At 67.1% G+C, this 19,838-nt stretch carries 16 protein-coding genes; 4 read left to right on the top strand and 12 right to left on the bottom strand.

The features are described 5' to 3' along the window. Window positions 1–50: 50 nt before the first annotated feature. The 6 genes from AC1DRP_RS13355 to AC1DRP_RS13330 form a co-directional block, all read right to left on the bottom strand. On the bottom strand, window positions 51–2,924 hold the full coding sequence (locus AC1DRP_RS13355) for an NHLP bacteriocin export ABC transporter permease/ATPase subunit (protein WP_476768694.1): 2,874 nt from the start codon (window positions 2,922–2,924) through the stop codon (window positions 51–53). Continuing rightward, window positions 2,914–5,094: an NHLP family bacteriocin export ABC transporter peptidase/permease/ATPase subunit gene (locus tag AC1DRP_RS13350; protein ID WP_476768693.1), complete on the bottom strand. Its 2,181-nt coding sequence runs from the start codon at window positions 5,092–5,094 to the stop codon at window positions 2,914–2,916. The genes AC1DRP_RS13355 and AC1DRP_RS13350 overlap by 11 nt, the downstream gene beginning before the upstream one ends. Then, window positions 5,091–6,341, bottom strand: coding sequence for an NHLP bacteriocin system secretion protein (locus tag AC1DRP_RS13345; RefSeq protein ID WP_476768692.1), 1,251 nt, complete (start codon window positions 6,339–6,341; stop codon window positions 5,091–5,093). The genes AC1DRP_RS13350 and AC1DRP_RS13345 overlap by 4 nt, the downstream gene beginning before the upstream one ends. A gap of 121 nt (window positions 6,342–6,462) precedes the next feature. After that, on the bottom strand, window positions 6,463–6,957 hold the full coding sequence (locus AC1DRP_RS13340) for a hypothetical protein (protein WP_476768691.1): 495 nt from the start codon (window positions 6,955–6,957) through the stop codon (window positions 6,463–6,465). Window positions 6,958–7,004: 47 nt separating this feature from the next. Next, window positions 7,005–7,523, bottom strand: coding sequence for a hypothetical protein (locus tag AC1DRP_RS13335; RefSeq protein WP_476768690.1), 519 nt, complete (start codon window positions 7,521–7,523; stop codon window positions 7,005–7,007). Between the two features lie 563 nt (window positions 7,524–8,086). Then, window positions 8,087–10,204, bottom strand: a complete 2,118-nt coding sequence (locus AC1DRP_RS13330; RefSeq protein WP_476768689.1) for a sensor histidine kinase — start codon at window positions 10,202–10,204, stop codon at window positions 8,087–8,089. Window positions 10,205–10,237: 33 nt separating this feature from the next. On the opposite strand from AC1DRP_RS13330, the gene AC1DRP_RS13325 reads away from it, so the two are divergent. Beyond that, window positions 10,238–11,011, top strand: coding sequence for a response regulator transcription factor (locus AC1DRP_RS13325; protein ID WP_476768688.1), 774 nt, complete (start codon window positions 10,238–10,240; stop codon window positions 11,009–11,011). Window positions 11,012–11,111: 100 nt separating this feature from the next. On the opposite strand, the gene AC1DRP_RS13320 is transcribed toward AC1DRP_RS13325, so the two are convergent. Continuing rightward, the gene (locus tag AC1DRP_RS13320) at window positions 11,112–11,849 is read right to left on the bottom strand and encodes a hypothetical protein (RefSeq protein WP_476768687.1); all 738 of its coding nucleotides are present in this window, start codon (window positions 11,847–11,849) and stop codon (window positions 11,112–11,114) included. Between the two features lie 195 nt (window positions 11,850–12,044). Here AC1DRP_RS13320 and AC1DRP_RS13315 point away from each other — a divergent pair, with 195 nt between their 5' ends. From AC1DRP_RS13315 to AC1DRP_RS13305, 3 genes are all read left to right on the top strand, one after another. After that, complete coding sequence (locus AC1DRP_RS13315) at window positions 12,045–12,734, top strand: AprI/Inh family metalloprotease inhibitor (protein ID WP_476768686.1); 690 nt, start codon at window positions 12,045–12,047, stop codon at window positions 12,732–12,734. A 164-nt stretch (window positions 12,735–12,898) separates the two neighbouring features. Then, on the top strand, window positions 12,899–13,147 hold the full coding sequence (locus AC1DRP_RS13310) for a hypothetical protein (RefSeq protein WP_441507147.1): 249 nt from the start codon (window positions 12,899–12,901) through the stop codon (window positions 13,145–13,147). A 217-nt stretch (window positions 13,148–13,364) separates the two neighbouring features. Next, a complete protein-coding gene (locus AC1DRP_RS13305; RefSeq protein ID WP_476768685.1) occupies window positions 13,365–15,008 on the top strand; it encodes an MFS transporter in 1,644 nt (547 codons plus the stop codon). Window positions 15,009–15,133: 125 nt separating this feature from the next. Here AC1DRP_RS13305 and AC1DRP_RS13300 read toward each other — a convergent pair whose 3' ends face one another. From AC1DRP_RS13300 to AC1DRP_RS13280, 5 genes are read right to left on the bottom strand one after another with little or no spacing between them, the layout of a single operon-like run. Beyond that, on the bottom strand, window positions 15,134–15,880 hold the full coding sequence (locus tag AC1DRP_RS13300; protein ID WP_476768684.1) for a 3-hydroxyacyl-CoA dehydrogenase family protein: 747 nt from the start codon (window positions 15,878–15,880) through the stop codon (window positions 15,134–15,136). Beyond that, complete coding sequence (locus tag AC1DRP_RS13295; RefSeq protein WP_476768683.1) at window positions 15,877–16,776, bottom strand: SDR family NAD(P)-dependent oxidoreductase; 900 nt, start codon at window positions 16,774–16,776, stop codon at window positions 15,877–15,879. Before AC1DRP_RS13295 ends, AC1DRP_RS13300 begins: the two co-directional genes overlap by 4 nt. Further along, window positions 16,773–17,165 carry a Zn-ribbon domain-containing OB-fold protein gene (locus AC1DRP_RS13290; protein WP_476768682.1) on the bottom strand — a complete coding sequence of 131 codons (393 nt, stop codon included), beginning with the start codon at window positions 17,163–17,165 and terminating at the stop codon, window positions 16,773–16,775. Before AC1DRP_RS13290 ends, AC1DRP_RS13295 begins: the two co-directional genes overlap by 4 nt. After that, window positions 17,158–18,309 carry an acetyl-CoA acetyltransferase gene (locus AC1DRP_RS13285; protein ID WP_476768702.1) on the bottom strand — a complete coding sequence of 384 codons (1,152 nt, stop codon included), beginning with the start codon at window positions 18,307–18,309 and terminating at the stop codon, window positions 17,158–17,160. Before AC1DRP_RS13285 ends, AC1DRP_RS13290 begins: the two co-directional genes overlap by 8 nt. A gap of 2 nt (window positions 18,310–18,311) precedes the next feature. Next, window positions 18,312–19,805 (bottom strand): AMP-binding protein, encoded by a 1,494-nt coding sequence (locus tag AC1DRP_RS13280; RefSeq protein ID WP_476768681.1) that lies wholly within the window; start codon window positions 19,803–19,805, stop codon window positions 18,312–18,314. Window positions 19,806–19,838 lie beyond the last annotated feature (33 nt).

Here is a 19,838-nt window from a genome sequence, read left to right as displayed (position 1 = left end):
GTCGGCGATGGTTCTGAACATTCCATAGTCACGTTCGGGAGATGTCTGGTTCACGCGACCTGCCTGAGCGCCAGTTGGGCGAACACTCCGCCCCGCTCCAGAAGCTCGCGATAGCTTCCTTCCTCGGCGACCCGCCCTCCCTGCAGCACATAGATGCGGTCGGCGTTCTGGATGGTCGACAGGCGGTGCGCGATGACGACGCGGGTGGCGTCGAGCCATTCCAGCCCTTGGGAGACAATCTGCTGGGTCCGGTTGTCCAGCGCGCTGGTCGCTTCGTCGAAGAGCAGGATCCGCGGCCGGCGCACCACCGCACGCGCGATCAGCAGGCGCTGCCGCTGGCCGCCCGAGAGCAGCGTGCCGTCTTCGCCGACGAAGGTGTGCATGCGCATCGGCATGGCCCGGATGTCGGCGTCCAGTCCGGCGAGGCGCGCCGCCTCCCAGGCATCCGCCTCTTTCAGCGCGGCGCCGTTGAGGATATTGTCCAGGATGGTACCGCTCGTGGCGCGGCTCGACTGGAGCACGACGCCCATCTGCCGGCGCAGCGCACGCAGATCGAGGCTGCTCAACTCCTGGTCGTCGAAGAACACCGAGCCGCTCTCCGGCGTCTCGAAACCCAGCAGAATGCGGATCAGCGTCGACTTGCCGGAACCGGAGGTACCGACGATGCCGACGAACTCGCCGGGCCTGATCCTGATCGACACGCCGTCGAGAACGGCAGGGCCGTCGACGCGGTAGCGAAACACCACATCGTTGACCTCGATCCCGCCGCGCAGATCGTGCAGGGCGCCGCGCCGGCCGATGTTCTCGGGCGAGGCCGCGAGCAGCGGCGCGGCACGGCCATAGAGCGGCTTCAGGGACAACAAGGCGGGCAGCGCGCTTCCCAGCGACAGGGTCGCCGCCATGAACTGGCCATAGGCGGCGTTGAAGGCGACGAAGCGGCCGATGCCGATCTCGATCCCGCCGAGGCCGACGATCCCGATCAGCAGGGCGGCCGAGGCGATGCCAAAAGCCGTTCCGAAAGCGGAGAAGCCGGATGAAAGCGCGCCCTGCCGGAAGCCGAGGGCCCGCCGCGCGATGAAGAGCGGCGACCAGCGGGCGAAGGCCCGCGCCTCGGCGCCCGCGACCTTCAGCTTCGCGATGCCCTGGATCAGTTGCAGCGCCAGGGCCTGCAGCCGGCCTTCCGTTTCAAGAGCCCGCTGCTTCCAGGCGAGCATCCGCAGATTGACCCCCACCATCACGACGAGCTGGACGATGACGAGGCCGATCGCGACGAGGGCGAGGCGCCATTCGTAATAGAGAATCAGGGCGAGGCTGGAGACCGAGAAGACCGCCGAGAGCAGGGAGCTGACCGCCGTCCCGCTCACCGCGTCGCGCATCTGGTTGATCGCCGCGGCCCGCAAGGCGAGATCGCCCGCGGCGTGGTTTCGGAAAAAACCGGCCGGCAAGCGCAGGAGTCGGTCCCACACCGCTCCTTCGAGATCGGTGTTCAGGAGCGTGGCGAGCCGCAGCACCAGAAAGCCGCGCACGAGCTCAAAGACGATGCCGCCGAGCCCGAGCGCCGCGATGCCGGCCGTGAGTTGGAGCAGTTCGGGATACGAGGCCGCCGGAATCACCGTCTCGAACAGGATCTCGGTCGCCATCGGCGTCACGAGGCCGAGCAGACTCCCGGCCAGCCCGATGATCAGGATGGCCATCAGGGCGGGCCACGCGAGTGGCGCGGCGAAGCGCAGCAGCCCGCTTCCGTCGATCGCCGCGTCGGGGAGGCGGCGCTGGAGCACGTAGCCGTAGTCGGCGACGGCAGCCGCCGTCCCGGCATCGACGGGCCGGTCCCGGCCCGCCTCGCGGATGCGGTAGCCGCCTCGCCAACCCGTTCCGGCGATCAGCGCGGCCGGGCTGCCGTCCTCGCGCCGGAAGCCGAGAACCGATTGCCCGCCCCGGCGCCACCAACCCGGCTCCAGTCGGATGCGGCGTGTCCGCACGCCGGCCCAGGCGGCGAGGTCGGCGATCTGTCGCTCGATCGGCAGGCCGTCATCCTTGCCCGCCTCGGGCGACGGCGTGGAGGGCATGCTGACCGCCGTGGCCTCGGCGACGGTGCGGAAAGTCGACGCGAGCGAAGCGCCGTGCAGCACGCCGCCGGCGGCAGGAGCCAGAAGCGGCGCGACGCTCGAGGCCAGGACGGCGCGGTCGCGGACAACCTTGCCGGCGATGCGGGCGACCTCGTCGTCGTCCCGGTTCGCTTCCGCGAAGGCGAGTGCGCGGGTTATCCGCTCGTGATGTCCGAGCAGGGCGCGCGCGAGGCCGCCTTCCGCGGCCAAGGCCGCGCTCGTGCGGCAGCCGATCGCGGTGCTGCGTTCAGCGACGATTCCACCCGATGTCACCGGGACCGCGGGCATTCCGGGGAGAACCGGGCCGGCGCCCGGCAGATCGGTCAGAAGGGCTGCGTCGCCGGCTGCGGCCCAGAGCAGCCCTTGCGCCGGCCGCGCGACACAACCCGGTTCGAGCCTGCCTTCTCCATCGCCGAGCAGGACGGGGGTGCCCGTCAAAGGCTCGGCTGCAGCGCGGGCGGTGCGCTCGACCCAACTCTCTGCTGCTTCGATCGCGGCGGCCTCGCCGGCATCGAGGCTGGCCAGGAAGGGCTCGATCGCGAAGGCCGACAGCCGCGATCCCAGCGCGGGAAAGGCAAGGAGCCGCGCTTCCGCCGGAATCGGCGATAGAGCCGCTGTCAGGGAAAGCGGCAGGGCGATGTCGTGGGGACCGAGAGTAGCCAGGCGCCGGCGCCGTCCCGCCCGGCCGGGCCAGTCGAGATAGAGATCGGCCGAGCCAGCATCGACCCGCAGGCCGGCGGCCGAGACGGGCACGGCTCCGCTGGGATCGACGGGCGTCGTGCCGGAGGCGGCGAGCAGGTGAGGAGCTTCATGCAGCACGGATCAGTTCCCCATAGGTGCCCGGCTGGTGGTAGAGCGCCTCATGCGATCCGCGCTGGACGATCCGGCCTCGGTCGAGCACGAGAATCTCGTCGCAATCGCGGATGGCGCTGAGGCGGTGGGTGACCAGGATGATGGTGCAGCCGCGGCGTCGCAGATTGTCGAGGATCGCCGCTTCGGTCGCGGCATCGAGGGCGGAGGTCGCCTCGTCGAGCACGAGGATGCTCGGTTCCCCCACCAGCGCACGGGCGATCTCCAGGCGCTGGGCCTGGCCGCCCGACCAGTTACTGCCGCCCTCGCTGACCGGGGCATCGTAGCCGCCGGGGCGCGCCGCGATGGTGTCGTGCAGCCCGGCATCGCGGGCGGCCTCGACGATCGTCCGCTCGCTCACCCGCGGGTCCCAGAGCGTCAGGTTCTCGCGAACGGTGCCCTCCATCAGGACAACGGATTGCTCGACATAGGCGATCGAGGCGGCGCGGGCGCCCGGCAGAATCCGGTCAGCCGGCTGCCCGTCGAAGGCGATGGCGCCCGCCCAGGGATCGGCCAGCCCGACTATCAGCCGCGCGATCGTGGATTTGCCGCTGCCGGAGGGGCCGACCAGGGCGATGCGCGCACCCGGCGCGACGGTCAGCGAAAAGCCTTCAACCAGCGGCGGATCGAGCGGGTTGTAGCCATAGGCGAGATCGGTGATCTCGACCGCGCCGGAGAGGCGGCGGGGCGCATTCTCGGGCGCTTCGGAAAATTTCGGATCCAGGCGGCGGTCGAGCGGATAGCGCAGCACGTCGTCGACGCGCTCCATCGCCACCCGCAATTCGCGCATGCCCGAGGCGACGCCGACGAGCCCGCTCACCTGCGACAGGAAGCTCGACAGCACGGTCTGGAAGGCTGCGAGCGTCCCGATCGTGATCAGCCCCTCCATGACGCGCCAGCCGCCGACGCCGAGGATCGCGGCCATCGTCAGCGCGCCGAGCGCGCGCGGGATCAGATCGAGGAGCTGGAGCGGCAATTGCGAGCGGTGCACCGCATTCATGGTGCGCGCCTGCGCATTGGCCCAGCGATTCAGGAAATCGTCCTCGGAGGCCGTCGCCTTCAAGGTCTCGATCGACTGGATGCCGCTGATGGAAAGGCTGCCGAGCGCCGCGTGCTCGCGCATGACGGTGCGGGCGGCATCCTCCTGTCGCCGCGCGATGAGACGGGCAAACACCGCGTTGAAGAGAGCGAGCGCCAACCCGATGCCGGCCAGCACCGGATCATAGACCGCCATGAGGGCGCCGTAGAACAGGGCCGCGAGCCCGGTCACCAGCATGGCCGAAACCTGGCTGCCGATCAGGTCGCAGGCCCGCTCCGTCGTCGCGAGCCGGCTCGCGATGTCGCCCGCATAGCGCTGGGCGAAGAAGCTCGGCGAGAGCCGCAGCAGGTGCCATGTCAGCTTCAGGCCCAGCGACACGCCGAGCTTCCATTGCAGGCGCGCGAGGAAATAGCCTTGCAGCCAGCTCAGCAGCCCGCCGAGAAGGGCCGCACAGGCGAGGCCGAGCAGCAGCGGCCGCATCCAGTCCGTCAGATGGCGCACGAGGATGTCGTCGACGAAGACCTTCGTCGCCGCCGGAACGAAGATGCCGGGCAGGAGGGCGGCGATGCCGGCCAGAACCAGGAAAACGACGGCGCCGCGCGAGGGCGCGAGCTGGTCGCGCACCGCGCCCCAGACATTCGTCCGCTCGCCTGAAGGCTGGAAATCGGGCCCCGGCGCCATCGTCAGCATCACGCCGGTGAAGGCGCGGTCGAATTCCTCATGCGTGACCGTGCGCGGGCCACTGGCGGGATCGTTGAGATAGACGACCTTGCGGCCGACCCCCTCCAGCACGACGAAATGGTTGAATTCCCAGAACAGGATCGCCGGCAGCGGTTTGCCGGCGAGCTTGTCCGGCTCGGTGCGCCAGCCCTCGGCCACCAGGCCGTAGCGGCGCGCCGCCTGCACCAGGTTCTTCGCCTTGCTGCCGTCGCGCGAGACGCCGCAGGCGACGCGCAGCTCCTCGAGCGGCACCCATTTGCCGTGATGGGCCAGGACCATGGCGAGACAGGCGGCGCCGCATTCGACGGCCTCCATCTGCAAGATGGTCGGGACCCGCTTGCGGCCGGTCTGCGGGAAGCGCACGGGAGGCACCTTGCTCATAGGCCGACGAACCGGCGCAGCGCTGGAATGAACAGGCTGATCGGCCGGCCCGACTTCACGGTCACCTGGCCTTCCAAGAGAGTGGTCGAGGCGAGTTCGATCTGCTCGCTGCGCTTGGAGGTCCAGGCGTAGCTGTCAGGGCCGCCGGAACCGGGATTGATCCGCACGACGAGCTGGAGCGGCGGCCCAGCCTTGGTGAAGAGGCGGGCGAGATCGGGGTTGCCGAGGCGATGGGTCAGCGCCGCCTCGTTCTCCGGGCTGTCGTCGACCTGGATGACCGTGCCGATCAGCGAGCCGTATTCCTCCTTCTTGGCGGTGGAGGGCGACAGGCGCACCTCCATGCCGAGCTTGACCTCCTTGCCGCTATCGGCCGGCACGTAGAGCAGGGCGTCGAGCCGGGGGCCGCCCTGTTCGATCACCATCAGCTTCTGGCCGGCGCTGACCAGTGCATGGTCGCCGGCCTCGTTGGTGGTGATGGTGCCGTCGGAACGGGCCACGATGGTGGTCGCCAGGTTCTCGCTGAGATGGCTCTGGGCGCGCTGCCCCTCGGCGTCGCGCAACTGGCGATCGAGCGCCGCGCGCTCCTGGTCGGTCTGGTGGCGCAGGGTCTGGAGCGAGGCGTCGAGCGATAACAGCTCCGTTCGCGCCCGGGAGATCGATTCGCGCGCGGCGAACAGCCTCTCGCGGGTTTCGATGATCCGGTCGGAGGGCATCAACCCCTTGGACAAGAGGGATTCGCGCTGACCGAGCAAGGTGTTGAGCGCGTCCACCCGGGATGCTCCGAGATCGATCGTCTCCTGCAGGGCCTCGCGCTTGCGCTGGGCCGCGATCGTCTCCTTGAGGATGCGGTCCTCGATCTGCGCAGCGAGCGCTGCGCGCTGCGCAGTGAGCTGGGTGACGCGGCTATCGACATCGACGAGGCGGGCGGCGTCCTCGGGCGCGCTGAGCCGGGCGATCAGATCGCCCTTCTTCACCTTGTCGCCGCGCTGACGATAGCTGTCGAGCCAGCCTGCCTTGGGAGCATAGACGCTGACGAAAGCGCCTCCCGCCGGGACGAGCAGGCCCTTGCCGCTGACGGTGGTGCGATAGCTGCCGAGGATCGACCAGCCGAGGCAGCCGGTCACGATCACCAGCGCCGTGCCCAGCGCCGCCCAGCCATGCGGAGAGGTGACGCGCACCATCTCGTCGAGTCGGTCGGGGCCCGCGAGATTGTCGAGTGCTTCTTTGCGGTAGAGAGCCGCCGTCATGTCGCATCGTCTCGGAACGAGGGGTCGTGCGGCCGCCGTCGCGAGGGCGGCGCGGCCGGATGGGGAAGGGGCCATGTTCCGAACGCCGTCGGAACATGGCCCCTTCGATCAGCCTTGCGGCTCAGCTGTTTTCGATGATGTGGCCGCCGGCGGCGCCGATGCCCGCGCCGACCGCGCCGGCGGCGAGGGCGCCGACGCCGACCGTGGCCGCGGCGGTGCCGCTCAGGCCGGCGATCGCCGCGGCCGCGCCGGCCAAGCTCGCACCTCCGGTGAACGGGGCGGCCATGACGCAGCCGACCGCGAGCGTCAGCGAGGCAGCGGCGCCGATGCCGCCGATCGTGGCACCGATGGCTGCCAGGCTGATGCCGCCATTGACGTCCGCGAGCAATTCGTCGCTCATCGGGCTGGGGCCCGACGAGGCCTCCAGCAGCGCGCCGGCCTTGGCGTAGACCTGCTCGGCCTCCTCGGCGGACAGCGCATGGCCGCGCTCGGCGGCGAAGGAGCGCAGGCTCTCGGGGCCGGTCACGGTCTCGGCGAACTGCTTCAGCTTGGCCTCGTCCTGCAGCACGGCGGCCATGTAGCGTCCGAAGGACGGATGTTCCTGGGAGATGCTCATCTTGGTTTCCTGTATCGGCTCGATCGGGGGAGAGGGCGGGCTTCGCCTCAGCCGGTGATCTTGTCGTGGATCAGTTGCGAGGCACCGCCTGCCAGCGCGCCGGTGACAGCTCCGGAAAAGGCCGTTCCGGCTCCACCCACGACGGCCGTGCCGATGAGCGCCGCGGTGCCGGCGACCGTTCCCAGCGCGATGCTGACGGGCGCAGTGGCGACGGCGATGGCGACACCGGCGACAGCGCCGGCAATCCCACAGATCGTGCCGCCGACCGCCGCCCAGCTCACGCCGCCATTCACGGTGCCCAGCACGGCGTCATCCAGACGAACCTCGCCGCCGGCTGCCGCGGTCTGGGTCACGACGAAATCCTGTGCGGCCTCGAACACCGTCTGCGCTTCGCTCTCGCTGATATCCACGCCCCGCGCCGCGGCATAGACGACCAGCGCTTGCGGGGTGTCGACCTCGCTGTTGAAGCGGGCCGATTCGGCCGCGTCGCCATGKGTGCTGATGATCATGTTCTGGAAGGATTTCAACCGAACCTCGTCGGTGAATCCGTAATTTTGGCTATGCATGTGAATCTCCCGCGTCACTCTGATGGAATGATATTCGGTTGTCGGAGCGAGTTTGTGGAGTAAATTACTTTAACAAATGTTAATTCATCTCGCATCGCGATGAACCGATACGCCGATATACGAAGTATCGATATTTATATATTTAATTGAACCTAGAAATAGACTCCGGCTACTTGCCGAAATCGACGCCTTGCACCGCATGGGTGGCAGGGCAGGGTGCCGAACAGCCCGAAAGAAGCAGGGCAAAAGGAAGCGCAACGCGCATGCCGTTGCGCGAGGCTCCGTCCCACTTTCGAACTGGCGCGGTCGGACGGCGCTGCCGCACCAGCTCCGGGCGGTTCCATGTACAGCTGACGTTGGTACGGACGTCGAGCGCAAGCAATACCTGAAATTGTAACGCTTTTTCCGGGATGTAACGCGATGTAACGACTTGCTTTGCCCGGGCGTTGTTTTTCGAAGACGAGCAAAGGATGTGTCTATTTTGGCACGCCCATGGAGCGGATCTCGCGCGGCGGATCGGCTTTCGACGCCACAGCCACGGGCTTCTCCGGGAAAGGCCCCGGTCAGGGCGCTGTCGGCAGCGCGACCCGCACCGTCGTGCCTTCGCCTTCGCTGCTCTCGATCGAAACCCGGCCGTCATGGGCGGTGACGATCTTCTTCACGAGAAAGAGGCCGAGGCCGGATCCCTCGACGGCCTGCGAATACCGCCCGCGCACCCCGAGGACGAAGGCCCCGGGAAGCTCGGAGGCCGGGATGCCGCAGCCGCGATCCGTAACGGTGATGGTGATCTCTTCTCCCGCCAGGCCCAAGGCGAGCGCGATCGGCTCGCTGCCTTTCAGCGCGGTGAATTTGACGGCATTTTCCAGCAGATTGATGATGACGAGCTCCATCATGCCCTCATCGGCCACGATCGTCGCCTGCGCAGCCCGAGGCTCGATCAGCAGTTTGATCGTCGGGCCGCTGAGAAGATCGCAGGCGCGCTGGTGGGCGGCGACGACGAGGGCGCCGGCATTGACGTGGGCGATCCGGGGGCGGAAGGACGGTCCCTGCACCCGGCTGCGGGCGAGATTGATCTCCAGCATTTCGACGAGCCGCGCGATCGCTCTGCGGATGCGCTCGATCCGGCCCTGGTTGGCGCCGTCATCGGGCTGCAAGGCGAGCCCGATGCTGTCGATGCTCGAGCGAATGGCGGCGAGCGGCGTCCGGTACTGATGTGACACCACTTCGAGAAAGCGGACCTGCTGGAGCTGGGACTGCTTTTCGAGATGCAGGGCGTCTTCGGCGATGCGCCTGGCATCGACGAGTTCGCGCGTTCTCTCCTCGACCAACCCCGCCGCGATGTTCTCGGCAAGCTGCGCATGCCGCAGCGCCTCGTCCTTCATCCGGAGGGTCAGCGCTTCGGCATCCCGCAGCCGAACCGCGAGGGCTCCCGTCAGCAGGACCGTGAGAAACAGGCCGGCAATGCCATAACTGTGGATGGCCCAATGCGGCAGCCAGGCAACCCCGAGACGCTGCGCCATCGTCAGGAAGGCGCCGACGCACAGCGCCGAGAACGCCGCGCCCCTGAGACGGCTCGCGGCCCCTTCGTCGCTCCACTGCCTCAGGCCCTGCACCATGTTCACGCAGGCCATGACGATCCCCAGCACCGTTCCGATCGGGCCGAAGATCATGTTCAGGCCGGCGAAGGCGAAGCCTACGCCCACGAGCCCGGCGGCTGCGCTTCCCTGATAGAGGCGGTGCAACAGCGGAGCCCGGTTGCGCAGGTCAAGGATGCGCATATAGGCGATTGCGCTGGCGGTCAGGCCCGCCCAGGCATTGAAGCCGAGAAAGGCATCGTTGGCGGCACCATTCTCGGGAAAGAGATAGACCCTGCTATAGCCGAGATTGCCCATGTAAATCAGCATGATGCCAAGCGTGCTGGCCGCCAGAAGCGGGTATTGCGCCTTCCTGTCGAAATAGAAGAAGACGAGCTGGGTCACCAACAGCACGCCCATCCCACCCAGCCAGGCACCGTAAAGACTCGCATCCAGGGCGGCCCCGGCGGCGTAGTCTTCGGCTGATGTCAGGCGCAGATGCAGATAGGTCGCCGAATTACCGTTCCGGACGCGGATGAACACCCGCGTCGTCGCACCCTCGGCCAGATCGAGCCGAATGGCATAGTCGAGCGCCGAAAGGCCGTCCCGCGGCAGGGGACGGCGATCCCCCATCTCGTGCCGGGTGAACCGCTCGATCGAAAGGGGGGCATCCGGCGCGGCGGTGTAGATATCGACGTAATCGAGGAAGTTTGGCGCCAGGGAAAGGATGGCCTGTTTGGTTACCCGGCCGGGCAGTTCCATCCGAATCCAGACGGGGGTCCGGGTGAAGCCGAAGTTGACATGCGCCCCCTGGATAGTCCGAAACTCAGCCTGCTTGGCCGAATCGAGGATCTCCGCCAGCGACAGTGACGAAGCGGGATCGGACAGGACGGAAATCGTGCCGTTCAGCGAGGGCRAGGGCGCAGGTCGGGGCGGAGGTTCCGCCTGGGTTAGATATGCGATGCCGAGTACGAGCATCGCCGCCAGCACGGCGAGCCACAGGCGGGGACGGCCGTCCCGCGGCGGCAGGGCTGCGACCGAGGCCATGCCGGAACGCGTCGCCGCTCCATCATCAGTCGCGGGCAGGATTGTCGGGGCCGGCGTCAACGGAATCTCGTCGCGATGGGGTGGATGCACAGGATGATGGTGGACGCGGTGGCCGGCCCGAAAGGCGCTACACAGGAGATCTCGCGCGATTTCAAAATCATTCTCGTGGAGGACGACCACGATCTCCGTCAGAGCCTCGCCGACTATCTACGGCTGCGAAACATGCATGTCACGGAGGCGCCGTCCGGCATCGCGTTCTACAAGGCGTTGCTGCAGGAGCGCTATGACATCGCGGTCCTGGACGTCAACCTGCCGGACGTCAGCGGATTCGAGTTGGCCAGGGACATGGCCGCACGGCGGGAGATGGGGATCATTCTGTTGACGGCGCGCACCGGTCGCGATGATCGCGTGCGCGGCTATGCCGAAGGAGCCGATCTCTATCTCACCAAGCCGGTCGACACCGAGGAACTAGCCTTGGCCATTCTCAATCTTGGTCGACGCATGCGCCGCGGGCCGGTCGAAGCCGAAAGCGGTCGAGGGGCGGGTGCGATCGAGGCGCCCGAAGGTGCGGCCTGGCGGCTCAATCGGCACACTCAAACGCTGCGCTCGCCGGACACCAGATCGGTGAAGCTTTCGGTTCGGGAGGTGATCCTGCTCGAGCATCTGGCGGCGCGACCGGACGAAACGGTTTCGCGGGATCTGATCATGGGTCTGTTCGGCCACGCCCGGATCGATCCCGAAAGCCGGCGTTTCGACGCGTTCCTGGCGCGCCTGCGCTCCAAGCTGAAAGCGGCAGGAATGGAATCCCCCCTGCAAGTGGTTCACAGCGCCGGCGTAAGGCTGGTCAAGCAGATCGACGTTGCCTGACGTCGTTCGATCACCCTTCGTCATCCACGCGATGGCATCGCGATCGCCAAGCTCGCGCGGGGGGGCGACGGTTCGAAGGGGCCGCGTTTCCGCACTGGCACTACCGTGCAGCGTTGGGGCCCGCGAGTTCGTTTGCCACTGAATCGAGTTCGCTGATGCCACCCTCGGCATCATAGAGGATCGCGCAACTTACATTTGGCATCTCGCTGGCAAGATCAAGCGTTACGCGATATTTGGGGAACGATAACTTTAACCCGCCGATGATCCCGCGCTGGAAATCCTGAGTATTATTCTTGTTTTCCATTTCAATAAAAATAGAGTCCACCTCTTTCGAGAGCGTATCGGGATCCAAATACAGCTTTGATTTATGAAGATAATTGGCAGCGGCGACCGAGAAGCACGCTGTGCCAAGGTAGGAAAGCGGTGTGATCTGATAGCGGTCGGCCCTGTTCATTTTGGCGGGATCGGTTTCCTTCAGGATAAAATTCGCCGAGAGCGATCCATCGGGCCCATGGATGATCGCGAGATTGAAAGGGGCTTCGATCGAGCCGAACGCGTAGCATCCACTTTCCAGGCACGAATATTCGGCCGTCGGATCGGTCGGGAAGAACTGCGAGATGCCGTTCGCCGCGTACTCGTCAGGATGGAGCTTCCATTCGGGCCGGAACGCGGTGGCCCGCAGGATGGCAATCAGGCTCTTCATCTGGCCGGCCAGAGACGGTTCCTGCCCCCGGGATGCGGCCGGACATGAGATGGCGGCCACGACAGCGACGGCAAGGCCGGTCAGGGACCTTGAGACACTGCGCGACATTGTTGCCCTCGCGGCCTGCTTCGTCATGGATCGAACTGTAGCGACAAGGGCACTCGCTTGCGACCCGGGATGCGTGATCGCCATAACCGCGGTAGTCTTTGGTCGCCCTCCTGTTTCGTCGCCTCACGCGGCGGTGCGCCGTTCAGCATCGTCGCAAATCAAGTCAAAGCCCCAACAAGCGCTGCCCTGCCGTCAGGGACCGGATTTCCAGCGAGGTATTCGATGACGCTGCGACGCATCATGATTGCCGCATCCTCAGTCCTCCTGACAGCCTGCAATTCGGTTGGCTACCCGACCAGCTACTCGACCGGCCCCTGGGGGCCACGCAGCGTCTATGGCCCGGCACCTGTTTACCCCGCGCCTTGGGATGCGCCGCCCTATGACGGTGTCGACACGGAACCCTATTTCGATAACGGCGGCATGGATTCCTTCCAGACCGATGTCGCACCTCCCGCCGGACGCGTCGTGGTTGGACCACCACCAGACCCTGTTGCCTCGGGTCCTGATTTCGCGCCGGAGCCTTATGAGGACGGCGAGCTTGCCCGGGAGGGAGAGGTGATCGAAGAGCGACCGCAGCCTGCGCGAAGACTTGCGACAAACCAGCCCTCTGCCTCGCAGGCGATTCCACCTGCATCCAGCCCATCAGCCTACGCCGGGGCCTGGCGAGCTGTGGATGCCAGCGGAAAGGCCTGCAGAATTCAACTCTCCACCACGTCCTCCATCGACCTCTACAAGGCCTCCGTGAGTGGTTGTGCGGGATCTCCGCTTGAGACCGTCAACCTCTGGAGTTTCTCAGGAGGCAATGTCACGCTGTACTCGCGCGAGCGGGTCGTTGCCCGCCTTTCTGGTCAGGAGGCGAGCCTGTCAGGCTCGGTTGAAGCGGGTGGTGGCTCGCTTCGCATGACGCGGTGAAGAGGCGAACGCTTTTCCACTCGCGCCGCCGGAACTCTTTGCCCGATTGAGCGTTTGGTTGCCGCCCAGGCTGGTACGCCCGTGCAGTTCGTCCGCGTCGGAATCGATCTGCTCGTGCGCCCCCGACCGTACGGGCGTCTTCTTGGAGCGATCGAGACCTGCCGATGTCGACTGTTAATGTCCGCTTCCCCGGTGTCCTTAATTCGAAGGAGATGCTGGTTGCCGAGTCGATCCAGGCGCGTGCCTGGGATGCCGTCAGCCGCGACAACCGCCTCATCGGCGACGAGGCCGATGCTGCGAAAGCGAAACTTGGTGGCATCATCGTTCGCCTGATGAGCGATGGCTCCAAATCCATCAACACCCTTGCCGCCGAGGCGGTTCAGACCTTCCGGGACAGCGCCGCCGGCGGATGACGCACCGACGCGACGGGTGCAACGATGGGCCAGCGTCGGCTTCCGGCGTGTTGCGACGGCCGGGATCGTGACGCCGCACGGCCGGCATCCGTCGCTGGACGATGGTGCAACCTGCGTTCTTGGCGCTTTGCAAACAGGCATCGTGACGTAAGAGTCAGGAATTACGCTCGGAATCAACGCCGGCGCCCAGAAGCAGACGTCGGAAAAGAGCCGGGTCATGGATGTGCAGAAGCCTGCGGCAGGCACTGGGCCGTTTGCGCCTCTCAACAACCTGACATTCCGGGCGATCTGGCTCGCCGGGCTGATCTCGGGGATGGGATGGCTCATCCAGACCATCGCGATGAGCTGGCTGATGGCAACCATCACGCCGTCCAGCGTCATGGTTGCCTTGGTTCAGGCCGCGACGAACCTGCCCGCTTTCATTCTGTCGATTTTCGCCGGGGCCATCGTCGACAATTTCAATCGGCGCAAGGTGATGCTGGCGGCGCGGTCCTTGATGGCCGTGACCGCCGCTGCGCTGACGATCCTCGTCGCTTTTGGCATGATCAACCCCTGGATCATCCTGTTCTTCAGCTTCCTCGCGGGCTGCGGCATCGCCTTCAACGACCCGGCCTGGCAAGCGTCCGTGGGCGATATCGTCGATCGAAAGGATCTCGCAGCGGCCGTTACGCTGACCTCCGTCGGGTTCAACACGGTGCGCAGCGTGGGGCCGGCCCTCGGGGGCATCATTCTCGCGTCCTTCGGCCCCTTGACGGCGTTTTGCCTGTACACCCTTGGCCATCTCGCGCCGCTGATCGTGGTCTGGCGCTCCCGGTGGAAAGTCCCAACCTCGAGACTGCCACCCGAAGCGATGCTGACGGCGATCTCCGACGGCATTCGCTTCACGTCGCTGTCTTCGGAGATCAAGACGGCGCTCGCCCGCGGCTTTCTGTTCGGGCTCGCGGGCATCGCCATTCTCGCACTACTCCCGTTGGTGGTCCGTGATCAGCTCAAACAGGGAGCCGTCGCCTATGGCACCCTGATGGCCGGCTTCGGCGCAGGAGCGCTGCTGGCGGGCCTGACCTCGACAGCGCTCAGGCGAAAGCTGTCGGACGAACAGCTCCTGAAGCTGGCTTGCATCGCTTGCGCGACATGCACGATCAGTCTTTCGCTGACGAAAACCCCGGCTGTCGCGGCGGTTGCCCTCATGCTCGGCGGCGCCGGATGGGTCCTGGGCTGGTCGGGCCTGAGCATCAGCGTGCAATGGGCGAGCCCCCGTTGGGTCGTCGGCCGGACGATTTCGCTCTATTACGCGCTCACCTCACTCGGGCTCGCCGCCGGGAGCTGGCTTTGGGGGATGGTCACCGAGAGCTATTCCTTGAGTTTTGCCTTGCAGGCATCGAGCGCAGCCTCTCTTGGCGTCGCCGTTCTCGGGTTGCTCCTGCCCATCCATCAGCGCAAGGATTCTGATGTTTCGACGCACGAGACCTTCGAGGCGCCCGCCATCAACCTCGATCTGAAGCCGCGAAGCGGTCCGATTGCCGTCAGGATCGAGTATCGGATCGCCGCCGATCAGATTGAGAACTTTCTCGCCCTGATGCTGCAGCGCCGGCGCGCCCAAGGGCGCAACGGCGCCCGGAGATGGATTCTGACGCGCAATCTGCGCGATACCGCCGTCTGGACCGAGTCGTTCCACACGCCCACCTGGCACGATTATCTGCGTTTCAATTATCGCCAGACCGCAGCTGACAGAGCGCTGAATGCCAGCCTCGTTGATCTGCATATGGGGCATGAGGCGCCGGACGTGACCCTATCGATCGAACGGCCCACCGCCACGCCGCGCAAGGCTGATATCTTCCGGTCCGACACCCCCCACACCTGAACATCGCCCTTCCTTGCAACCCGCCGATCGCTCGGCCAGGCACCGGGATCGGGCTCCGGCCAGTCGCGAGGGCCACGTGGCCGCCTGCATAGAGGCGGCCAGACCTGGCGCAGGGCGGCTTCAGCTCACATCGAGCCGGGCCTCTGCATCTCGAACGGTCCCATCGGCCACCGGAAGCAGTCGCGCATGATTTCGTCGACCTGGTCTTCCGAGGCGACGCCTTCCTCGACCACGCGCCGCGCCTCGATGCGGACGGCGCGGTTGATCCGGTTGGCGACATAGCCCCAGCTATCGGGCTGGTCCTTGACGACGATCGGGTTCTTGCCGCAGCGGCGCGCCAGTGCGCTGACATAGTCGAGCGCATCCTGCGCCGTGCGGGGATGGGCGACGAGCTCCGCCAGCCGGATCACCGCCACCGGCTGGGCCCAGTGCCAGCCCAGCACGCGCTCGGGCCGGCCGGTCGCCCAGGCGAGCGCCGTGATCGGCAGTCCCGCCGCGTTCGAGGTCAGGATGGCGACGGGCGGCGCGGCCAGGTCGAGCCGGCGGAAGACCTCGCATTTCAAGGTCAGGTCTTCCGGCACGGCCTCGACGGCGAGGTCGATCCCGGCGCAGGCTTCCTCCAGCGACACCGTCGTGGTGATGCGCGCGAGCGCTTCGTCGGCCGCCTGGGCGGTCAGCTTGCCGCGCTCGACCCCGCGGCGCAGGCCGAAGCGACCGTGCTCGATCCTGTCGAGCGAGGCCTGCAGGCGCTGCTCTGCGATATCGTTCAGGCGCACGCGACAGCCGGCGAGCGCGAGCGACTGGGCGATGCCGGTGCCCATGATGCCGGCCCCGATCACGGCGACGAGAGGGGATTGTGAGGGTTCGTTCACAGCAATTGCTCCTTCAGGAAGATGTTGATGTCGCGCGGCGGCAGCATCCGTCCGCGCAGCGCCGCGTCGAGGGTCTCCGGCGACCAGCGGCGCGGCGCGCGCACGCGTTGCGCCACCGCCGCGATGTCCATCAGCAGGACCTCCCGCCCGATCAGGTGGAAGACCTGCGCGTTGGCCGGGCAGGCGGCTTCCGCCAGCCAGGCGATGAGGGGAGAGACATTGTCGGGCGCCATCACGTCGAAGCTGCCATCGGCGGGCGCATCCTCGATCGTGGCCTCGCTGATGCGCGTGCGCGCCGAAGGCGAGACGACGTTGGAGCGGACGCCGTAGCGGGCGCCCTCCAGCGCAATCGTGGAGGACAGGGCGACGACGGCAAGCTTGGCGCTGGCATAGTTCGCCTGCCCGACATTGCCGGCGAAGGCGGAGGCGGAGCTGGTATGGACGACGCTGGCGGAGACCGCTTCGCCGCGCTTATGGCGCTCGCGCCAATAGGCGAGGGCATGGCGCGCCGGCGCGGCGTGGCCCTTGAGATGAACGCGGATGACGGCGTCCCACTCGGCCTCCGACATGTTGGCGAGCGTGCGGTCGCGCAGGATGCCGGCATTGTTCACGAGCACGTCGAGGCGGCCGAAGCTCGTCACGGCGAAGGCGACCAGTGCCGCCGCCTCGTCCCAGTCGGCAACGTCATGTCCGCTGGCGACGGCCTGCCCGCCGAGCCCGCGGATGGTTGCGACGACATCCTCGGCCGGGCCGGCGTCACGGCCGGCGCCGTCGAGCGCAGCCCCACGATCATTGACGATCACCGCGGCGCCCTGCGCGGCCAGCGCCAGCGCATGCGCCCGCCCCAGTCCGCGCCCGGCCCCGGTGACGATGGCGACGCGGTCGCGCAGCCTCATGGGGCGACCCTCTCGAAGGCGGGGAAGGGCGGCGCGTCCTCGCGCTCGCGCCAGACCAGACTGACCCGGTCACCGATGCTGCAGTCGGGGCCATCGATGCCCGCGAGGAGGCGCGGCCCGGCATCGAGCGTCACCAGCGCGACCTGATAGGGCGGCGGCAGGAGATCGGAGACCGGGATCCGCACGGTGGTGATCGAATAGACTTCTCCCGCGCCAGCGACATCGACCCAGTCGAGCTCGCGGCCCTCGCAGGACAGGCAGAACGGCCGCGGGTAGAATTGATGCTGGCTGCAGCCGCGGCAGCGCTGGACCGAGAGGCGCCTCTCGCTGGCAGCATCCCAGAACGGCCAGAGAAAGGGGTCCTCGACCTTGAAGGCGTGATCAGTCATTGGCCAGAACCACCGTGCTCGCAGTTGACAGGAAGCCGCCGGTGCCGTGGGCCACGCCGATGCGCGCGCCGGGCACCTGGCGTTCGCCGGCCTCGCCTCGCAGCTGGCGGACCGCCTCGATCAGCAACATCAGGCCGAGCGCACCGGGATGATTGTAGGAGAGCCCGCCGCCCGAGGTCATCGAGGGCAGGGAGCCGCCGGGGCGCAATGCGCCCGATTGCGCGAAGGCGCCGCCTTCTCCGAGCTTGCAGAAGCCGAGGTCCTCGAGCGCGATCAGCACGCTGATCGTGAAGGAATCATAGGGCTGGAAGACGTCGACATCGACCGGCCGGATGCCGGCCATGGCGAAGGCCTCCGGCCCGCAGCGCCGCCCCGGCATGCCCTCCCGGTCGAGATCCGGCATCTGTGAGACCAGCCAGTGGTTCTGGCTCTGCGCTGCGCCGATGACCCGCACGGCCTTCTTGGCGGCGTCGCGGGCGCGCTCGGCGGTGGTGACCACGATCGCCCCGCCGCCATCCGTGACGAGGCAGCAGTCGAGACGGGTCAGCGGATCGCAGATCGGCGCCGAGGACAGAACCTGGTCGATGCTCAGCGGCTTGCGGCTCCAGGCCTTGGGGTTGCGCATCGCCCACATCCGGGAGGCGACGGCGACTTCCGCCATCTGCTCGCGCGTGGTGCCGAACAGGTGCATGTGCCTTGCCGCATAGAGGGCGTAGCGCCCGATCGGTGCCGGCAACCCGGTCGGAACCTCGAGCTGCTGCAGCATCGGCACGCCCATGCCGCCGGCAGGCGGCTCGCGATGGCGGGCGCGGCGACTGCGCTGGCGCGAGGCATAGGTGATCAGGGCCACCTCGCAGAACCCGGCATTGATGGCCGCGATCGCCTTGTGGACATGGGCTTCGAAGGCCGCGCCGCCGAAATCGGTGGAATCGGCGTAGCGCGGCTGGATGCCGAGATATTCCCCGACCTGGACCGAGCCTTCCTCGCCCATATAGTTGACGAAGAGGCCATCGACGTCGCGGATCGACATTCCGGCTTCCGCCAGGGCCTCAGCCGCGGCCAGCGCGATCATCGAGAGTTCGTTATGGTCGTGGACCTCGCCCAACGGCGTTTCCGCTGCGCCGGCGATGTAGACGGGACGCATCGTCACTGGCTCAATCCTTCGGGGGTACGGGCCGCGATCAGGGCACTGCGGCGGATCTTGCCGGACTGGTCGCGCGGCAAGGCGGAGGTGAACTCGATCGTCTTGGGGATCTTCGCAGCCGACAGGCGCTCGCGCATCCAGGCGTAGAGTTCGTCGAGCGCGATCGTGCCGGACGGGTCGACCGGTTCCACGATCGCGTGGACACGCCGACCCCAGTCCGCGTCGGGCAGGCCGACCACGGCGGCGTCGCCGACGGCGGCATGCTCGGTCAGCACGGCCTCGACCTCGGCGGGATAGACATTGACGCCGCCACTGATGATCAGGTCGGTGCGCCGGTCGGCGATGTAGAGGAAGCCCTCGGCATCGACATGGCCCATGTCGCCGACGCTGGTATAGCCGTTCGGCGTCGTCTTGGCCGGTGGCGAGCCGATATAGGCATAGGTCGGCCGGGGATAATGGGTCGGGCGAAAGAAGATCTCGCCGATCTCCCCGGTCGGGACCTCGTTGAATTCGGCGTCCAGGATCTTGAGGTCGCCATCGCCGGCCCGCCCGACGCTGCCGCGATGGCTCAGCCATTCCGGCCCGGAAATATGCGCGTAGCCGACGGCTTCGCTGCTGCCGTAGGATTCCTGCAGTTTCTCAGCGCCGATCAGGTCGACCCAGGCCTGCTTCAGCCAGACCGGGCAGATCGCCGCGGTGATGAAGATCGAGCCGATGCTGGAGAGATCGCGCGACTGGATCTCCGGCAGCCGGATGATGCGCTGCATCATCGTCGGCGCGAAGAACATGAAGCTGCAGCGATGGTGCTCGATCAGATCGACCACGCGCGCGGCATCGAAGCGCTCCATCAGGATCAGCCGATGGCCTTCGAACAGGCCGAAATGGGCCCAGGTGAAGGGTGCGTTGTGGTAGAGCGGGCCGCAGACCAACTGGATCTGCCCGGAGCGGAAGCCGATATGGCTGATATCGCCGATCTCGCCGGGCACGCGGACCCAAGGGTGGGGATAGACGATGATTTTTGGGCGGCCGGTCGAACCGCCCGAGGCGGTCGCCTTGCCGGGATGAGCGACCCGGTCCGGCACCGGCTCCGCGTCGCGGCTGTCGTCCAGGCTGACGGCGCGGATCTCGGTATGGCTCATGTCGGCTCCCGCGCGGTCGGCGATCACGAACCTTGCGTCGAGAAGCTTCAGCGTCTCGGCGAATTCGCGCTCGGGCGCACGGGCGCTCTGGGCCACCGTGCAGGCGCCGCAGCGCCAGGCGGCAATCGCGATGGCGATGTGCTCGATGCTGTTGGGGATGCCGGTCACGACCATGGTGTCCGGGCCGACCCCGCGCTGCGCCAGCACGCGGGCGAGGCGCGTGGCGCGCAGATGCAGGTCGCGCCGGGTCACGTCCGTCTCCTGCCCGTCACGATCGACGAAGGTGATCGCCACGATGTCCGGCGCCTCGGCTGCAAGCTCTGCGAGGCGGGCGGGAAAGCTGATTTCGGCAGACATGATCGGTATCCTCGGGAAGCCTGGAGACGCGGA

The sequence above is a fragment of the Allobosea sp. 01N443 genome (genome assembly GCF_056399325.1).
The sequence above is the reverse complement of the archived record's forward strand: the minus strand, read 5'-3'. Positions and strand labels throughout refer to the sequence as shown.